We start from the raw sequence: 6,833 nt of genomic DNA, 5'->3' as shown, positions 1-6,833 counted from the left end.
CGCGGAGCACGTCCAGATAGTCCGCCCAACTCTGCATCATCTTCCGGCGTTCAGGCAGGAATTCAGCAAAGTTGTACGCGGCTCGGACGTTGTTTCGTTCTGCATGGGCCAACTGGCGTTCAATGGCGTCACGGTTCCAGCCCTGCTCATTTAGCAGCGTTGACGCCATGCTTCGGAAGCCATGACCTGTTAGTTCGTCCCTGGAGTATCCAAGGCGGCGCAAAGCGGCATTTACGGTGTTCTCGCTCATCGGGCGTGAGGAGGTGCGTTCGCCTGGGAAGACGTAGCGGCCAGACCCTGTGAGGGGGCTAATTTCCTCTAGGACTGCCACGGCTTGTTCACTTAGGGGGACAATGTGCTGGGCGCGCATCTTCATCTTAGCGGCGGGTATGCGCCACTCCTTGGTCTCCATGTTGATCTCTGACCATTCGGCGTGGCGGAGTTCGCCAGGGCGCACAAAGACCAAAGGGGCCAGCTTGAGGGCGCACCGCGTGATGAGGCTCCCCTTGTAGGTGTCGATGGTTCGCAGGAGTTCTCCGACCGCCCCAGGCTCCGTGATGCTGGCGTGGTGTTTTTCATTGGTAGGGGAGAGCGCCCCGCGCAGATCGCGAGTCGGATCTGAGTCAGCCAAGCCAGAGGCCACGGCGTAACGGAACACCATGCCGATGTTCCCCACTAGCCGATGCGCCGTCTCGACGGCTCCTCGCGATTCAACGCGGCGGGCAACGGACAGGACTTCGGGCGGGAGGATGGAGCGGATAGCCTTGGGGCCAATCCAAGGGAAGGCGTCTTTCTCCAGGCTCGTCAGAATGCGGGCAGCGTGGCCGGGCGTCCACGAGGGGGTGAACTTCTCGTGCCACTGGCGGGCCACAAGCTCAAAAGTGGTGGCTTCCTCTGTTGCCTGGGCAACCTCACCCTTGCGGACGGCTGAGGGATCAATGCCCTTGGCAATGAGCTTACGCGCCTCGTCTCGCAGTTCGCGGGCCTCTTTCAGGCTCACCTCAGGATACACTCCTAGGGAAAGGCGATTCTCCTTGCTCTTAATCCAGTAGCGCAACCGCCACCGCTTGCTGCCCCTTGGAGGGATTTCGAGGTAGAGCCCGCGCTCGTCTTTGAGCTTGAGCGTCTTGGTCGTGTCCGCTTTGGCGTTCCGTACGGCGATATCGGTCAACGGCATGGCACCCTCCAGATTATGAGTGCTGGCGCGGCATGTCCGGGTTGTCCGGTTGGGAAGTTGTCCGCCGCTGCGTTGTCCGGTTACTTATCCGGTCTCTTGTCCGGTTGTCAACGCACCACAAAAGACAACCCCGGACGCTCTTTCCGGGGTTAACCTTTGAAATCTCGGGATTTCTGTACTGTGTGGGACTGTGTGGGATGATCTGTTGGTGGAGGCGGAGGGAATCGAACCCTCGTCCGAGAACGCTTTGCGCGCGGCGTCTACAGGTTTAGAACAGGTACAATTCTCGTCGTCTCATTAGCCCCTGTCCAGGCGGGAAACGACATGTCCGCCTTGTGCCGCGTGCATACGGCGGACGCCATCTGCACGCCGTCCCGATAGGGTTTTGTCGATCCTAAAGACGTATCGGACGTCGGTCAGAAGGATCGTGACTGGTTATTAAGCAGCCAGAGCGTAATCGTAGTCGTTGGCACTTGAGTGCTTGCCGCTTTTAACGAGGCCAGCGGCGCCTCGACCTGCAGCCACGGCATCGACAGTCCCCGTCGAAACCGGTGCGCCCCCTTTCAAAGAACGATCGGACCTCTTTAAAGATAAGTCCGCTTTGCCATCTGGCAAGGGGTTCCCAGCCAGAAGACGCAGACCATGCCCTCGCTGTGGGGGGGTGTCAAGCAATGATGCGGCTAGTGCAGGGCGCGGAGCTTGTCCGTCTCCACGCGGTTGCGGCCGAACTCCTTGGCCCTGTACAGTGCCTCGTCCGCTCGGCGCACCAAAGACTCCACGTCGTCGCCATCTTGGGTGGATGTGACGCCGAAACTGGAAGTGACCTGCCCCACATGGCCGAAATCGTTGCGCTCCATCTCAAGACGATAGCGTTCCGCAAGGGCTGTCACCAGCATCAGGTTGGTCTCCGGGCAGATGATGAGGAACTCCTCGCCACCCCAACGGCCCACGATGTCCGTTTCGCGGGCGTTGCGGCGCAGCAGCTCGGCCAGCTGCACCAGCACAGTGTCACCCGTCTGGTGGCCATGGGTGTCGTTGATTGTCTTGAAGCGGTCCACATCAAGCATGATGACGGAGAAGGTCTTGCCGTAGCGCCTGGCGCGCAGGAGTTCCGACTGCAATGAGGCCTCAAGCTTGCGGCGGTTGGCCAGGCCGGTCAGCCGGTCCGTGACGGACAGAATCTCCAGGGCGTGGTTCTTCTCGTCGAGCTCCACCACCAGCCCTTCCAACCTGTCGCGGGCATCGGTGAGCTCCGCCGTGCGCACCAGCACCATGTGCTCAAGATTGCCCACCAATTGCTGCATGCGCGCCGCCATTTCCTTGAAGCTTGCGGCCAGTACGCCCACTTCGTCGCAAGAGTCGGACTCCACCTCGGCTTCCAGGTGTCCGGCGCGCATCTGCTCGGCGGCGCTGGTCAGGGCCACCAGCTTGCGGGTAACGCTGGCATGGATGATGGCCGCAACGAGCAGCACAAAACCCAGCCCGGTGATGGCCGTGGCCAGGATGACCGCTGTGGCAACTCGACTTGCCACCGCGATGCGATGGCGGGCGCGCTCCACCTCTGCCGTTGCCAACACCTTGAGGTTGGCGGAGATGGGGTCCACGGATTTGGCCTGGAGTGTAAAATCGTTCAGCTTGCTGCGGATGGATACGTCCACGTCAGGTATCTGGCGGGCGATCTCTGCATACTGTGTCAGCAGCCGGTGGACGGCAGGCCAGTCCGGGCGTGCCTGCCCGCCGTTTGCTGCCAGGCCTGTGCCCAGCTCGAAGCAGGAGTTCATGGCCGATTGCATGTACGGCCGCTGCCGGGTGACCATATACTGCCGGTGGTGCAGCGCCATTTCCCGGAAATTCAGCAGGGTGGCCGAAGAACGGTTGGCGTGGTTCTCCAGCTCCGCCTCGATCTCGTTCAGCTGGCTTTCAAGCCCGGTGCCCGGAGCGGCCAGCACAGTGACCAGGGAGACCAATTCGCGGAAAATATCCGAGAACCTTCGAGCCGTGGTCAAGTACAGGGTAAGGTCATTGTTGCGCTCGCGCAGGGTCTCGCTGACATTGGAGGCCTCGATGAGCCGCTTGAGGTCTTCGCTTGCCGCCACCACATCCGTGATGATTTCGGTGGAGGGCTTGAAGTACAGTTCCTGGGCTGCGAGAAAGCCTATATGCGGATATTGCAAGAAAAAGTCACGGTGCAGGCGGCGGGCTTTCTCCAGTTGGCCGTCCATCTCGAACACGCGCTGGCGGATCTCCACGCTGGACAAGATAACGGCTTCGGCTCGGCGCACATCGCCAAGGGCCAGCAAGCTCACCGCCGCCTCCACCAGGATCATGCTGAAAAGCAGGGCAAAGGACAGGGCGAATTTCGCCGTAATGCCCAGGTTTTGCCAGGTGCGGAACAGGCGGCGCAGAACGTTCATGGCGAAGGGCTGTAGGTGAATTGCACGTTGGCTTTCAGCCCTTCCACGCCGGCGTCCGGGTTGGCTAGGCGCAGCACGTTGAAGCGCTGCGGCGCGCAATCACCGAATTCGTTGCAGCTGAGAGTGCCGGAGATGCCGCTGTGCCCGCGAGTGGCGTAGAGCGCGTCGCGCAGGGCCGTGCGGCCGATGCGCACAACGCCGTTCGCCTCCTTGGTCGCCACCTTTTCGATGGCCGCGAAAAGGATTTCTGCGGCGTCGAAGGCGCTGACATAATAAAAGGTTGAGGGCGAGGTCTTGAAACGGGCGCGGTATTCGTCCAACAGCTTGTCAAAAGCCGGGCTTTTGGTCGGCGGGGTGGGGCCGACGAAATACATGCCCACGGCGTCGTCCTGAACGGCTTCAATGAAGCTCTGTTCGATAAGTGCGCCATCGCTCATGAGCACGGTCTTCTTCATTGCAGGGTCGCGGCGGGCCTGCATGAGCAGGTGGTTGCCCTCCGGCTGGAACAGCGGGAAGAAAACGAGCTCCGCCTTGGAGTTTTTCACCGCGGTGAGCAGGGGACCCATGTTGGTGTCCTGCTTGTTCACCGTGGCGTTCAGCACGACCGTTCCGCCGAGTTCCTGGAAGCGCTTGGCGAAGCCGTCGGCCAGGCCCTTGGTGTAGATGTCCCCGTCGTTGACCGTGGCGGCCTTGCGGATGCCGAGTTTTTGATAGGCGAAGGTGGCCGCTGCCGGGCCGGAGGATTCCTCATTGGGCGCGGTGCGGAAGTAGCCCGCCTGCCACTTTGGCGCGCGCTGCCCGCCTATAGCGGTGAGGAAGGGAGCGGAATTGTTGCCGGAAATCATGGCAAACCCGGCCTTGGACATGATTTCAGAAGCCGTAGCCGCGTCACCGGAGCAAGTGGTGCCGAAGATGGCGACCATATTCGGATCGGCCACGATCTTGAGGGCTGCGTTGGCGCCGCCTTCCGGCTGGCAGCCAGTGTCCTCCACCTGCAGCGAGACCTCGCGGTCCAGCAGCTTGCCGCCCCTGCGGGCCAGGGCGAGCTCCAAGCCGCGCATTTGTTCCTGCCCCAGAGGGCCCACTTTGCCGCTCAGGGACTGGATGACGCCAAGCTTGACCGGGGAGGTGGCGGGAATATCAACGCAACCCAGCGGATCTGTGCAGGTTTTTTTGGCAGGCTCGCTGGAGCAGGAAGTGCAGAGAAAAGCCGCCATTGCTAAAGGGATCAGGAGGAGGCGAGGGCTAGGTATGCGCATGCTTGCCTGCGTGGAACGTTTGGCTACGGAGCATGCCGCCTGGGGGGAAGCGGTATGCACGCGTTGCGTACCAGCCGTGCGGAAGCGACGACTGCCTGCACGAATATCCTCTTGCCCGATTGGAGTCAAAGGAGATGGGATATGAAAGCTATCGGAACAATGATAAAATTTGCGTACCGGCAGGACTGGTGGAAGGGGGGAAACAAAAAACCCCTGCCGAAGCAGGGGTTTATGTTTCTGGTAGCGAGGGAGGGAATTGAACCCCCGACACTGCGGATATGAGCCGCATGCTCTGACCGACTGAGCTACCTCGCCAGGTTTCCCGTAACGGGAAGCGCCTTATAGCTATTCCCAAAACGGAAGGCAAGACCTGAAAAGGGGGGTGGACGCATAAAATCTGTTTTTTTTCGTTGCAGCGGTCCCGTGACTCCTTGCGTTGCCAGGCACGGCTCTGTGGTGTAGGAATTGCAAAGACATTTCGGGTCCCGTGAACTTCAAGGAGTTAAGGATATGGCCACTGTCGTTCCCCAAAGCGAGCTCACCCGCCGCGCCATTGACTGGATAGCCGAAAAGTGCGGCCCGGAGGCGGGCGCCAAGGCGAGGGCCTGCCTCATTGAAGACGCGGCCATGCGTTTCAATCTGGGTCCTCTTGAAGTGGAATTCATTGAGCGCTTTTTTGCTAATGAAACCAAGGGTGAGACGCGGCCTTGAAGATTATTCACCGTCAAATTCTCAAGGAACACATCAGCCTGTTCCTGCTCATCGGTTCCTGCCTGCTGGGGCTCATCCTGGTGGGACGCATGCTCCAACTGCGCGAGATGCTGCTCTCCCAGAACCTTGGCGCATTGGATATCCTGCGCCTTTTCGTATACTTGAGTCCGTTTTTCATGCTCCTCTTGACGCCCATTGCCTGCATGTTGAGCGTCTTTCTGACCTTTCTGCGCATGGCGTCGGACCGGGAGCTGACAGCTCTCAAGGCCAGCGGTGTCAGCTTGTACCAGCTTTTGCCCGCGCCCATCATCTTCTGCACGCTGTGCACGCTTTTCAGCTTGTTCATCTCGCTCTTCGGCGTGTCCTGGGGCATGGAGCAGTTCAAGCTTTCACTTATGGAGTTCGCCCGCACGAAGACGAAGCTTTCACTCCAGGCAGGTGTTTTTAATCAGGAATTTCCTGGCCTCACCATCTACGCTCAGCAGGTCGATCTGAACTCCGGCGACATCCGCTTTGTCTTCGTGCAGGACAAGACCAGCAAGAGCTTCACCACCACGGTGGTGGCCCCGGATGGCACCGTGACCACTGATTCGGAGAAGGAGCAGATCAAGGTCGTTTTCCGCAACGGGAAGATCTTCCGGCGCGAGGGCGAGAAGCTGGATGTGCTGAGCTTCGGCACCTATGCCGTGCGCCTGCCGCTTGGCGGCATGCTGCGCCAGATGGGCTTTGAACGCACTTCGCCCAAGGAACTTTCGTTCGAGAAGCTGCTGGAATACGACGCTGACGTGGCCAAGATGAAGGAGGATTTCGACCTGGACCGCGAACGCAAGGTCAAGGTGGAGATTCAGAAACGACTGGCTCTGCCCATGGCTTGCCTGGTGCTGGGGCTTTTCTCCGTGCCCATCGCCTGCGTGTTCCGCGCGCTGAAACAGCAGCACGGCCTGATCTTGGCCCTTGGCGTGTTCCTTGTCTACTACTCCATGCTTTCCGTGTTCGAAAGCATGGGCGAGTCGCGTCTGGTGCCCCCGGCCATTGGCATATGGGTGCCCAACATCCTGTTCAGCGCCCTTGGGTATGGCTTCCTGCGCCAGGCCGTGCGCGAGCGCGTGCCTTCCGGCGTGCTTTGGGTCATACAGAGGCTGCCCAAAAGGAGCGCCGCATGAGCTGGTCGTTCCCCCGCCTGGGCGCGCTGGGCGGTTATCTCGTTCGTCAGAACCTGTTTCTTATGGCCACCTGCCTGGGCGCGGGCGTGTTCATCTATCTGCTCACCGA

At 60.3% G+C, this 6,833-nt stretch carries 5 protein-coding genes, 1 tRNA gene and 1 other RNA gene; 2 read left to right on the top strand and 5 right to left on the bottom strand.

Annotated features, from left to right (window positions below; genetic code table 11):
• The 5 genes from VN419_RS04940 to VN419_RS04920 all read right to left on the bottom strand — a co-directional run.
• On the bottom strand, window positions 1–1,177 hold a 1,177-nt coding region (locus VN419_RS04940), incomplete at its 3' end, for a tyrosine-type recombinase/integrase (protein WP_325645056.1).
• 206 nt (window positions 1,178–1,383) lie between these two features.
• Window positions 1,384–1,738: a transfer-messenger RNA gene (gene ssrA, locus VN419_RS04935) on the bottom strand.
• 119 nt (window positions 1,739–1,857) lie between these two features.
• Window positions 1,858–3,591, bottom strand: coding sequence for a diguanylate cyclase (locus VN419_RS04930; protein ID WP_325645054.1), 1,734 nt, complete (start codon window positions 3,589–3,591; stop codon window positions 1,858–1,860).
• Window positions 3,588–4,808, bottom strand: coding sequence for a branched-chain amino acid ABC transporter substrate-binding protein (locus VN419_RS04925; RefSeq protein ID WP_325645052.1), 1,221 nt, complete (start codon window positions 4,806–4,808; stop codon window positions 3,588–3,590). Before VN419_RS04925 ends, VN419_RS04930 begins: the two co-directional genes overlap by 4 nt.
• Window positions 4,809–5,088: 280 nt before the next feature.
• Window positions 5,089–5,165 (bottom strand) — tRNA-Met (locus tag VN419_RS04920).
• Window positions 5,166–5,360: 195 nt separating this feature from the next.
• Between VN419_RS04920 and VN419_RS04915 the strand changes: the two genes are divergently transcribed.
• Window positions 5,361–5,561, top strand: coding sequence for a hypothetical protein (locus tag VN419_RS04915; protein WP_325645050.1), 201 nt, complete (start codon window positions 5,361–5,363; stop codon window positions 5,559–5,561).
• Window positions 5,558–6,724 carry an LPS export ABC transporter permease LptF gene (lptF, locus tag VN419_RS04910; RefSeq protein WP_325645048.1) on the top strand — a complete coding sequence of 389 codons (1,167 nt, stop codon included), beginning with the start codon at window positions 5,558–5,560 and terminating at the stop codon, window positions 6,722–6,724. The genes VN419_RS04915 and lptF overlap by 4 nt, the downstream gene beginning before the upstream one ends.
• Window positions 6,725–6,833 lie beyond the last annotated feature (109 nt).

The organism is Humidesulfovibrio sp., from assembly GCF_035560995.1.
Classification (GTDB): Bacteria; Desulfobacterota; Desulfovibrionia; order Desulfovibrionales; family Desulfovibrionaceae; genus Humidesulfovibrio.
This window is presented reverse-complemented; position numbering and strand designations above follow the sequence as displayed.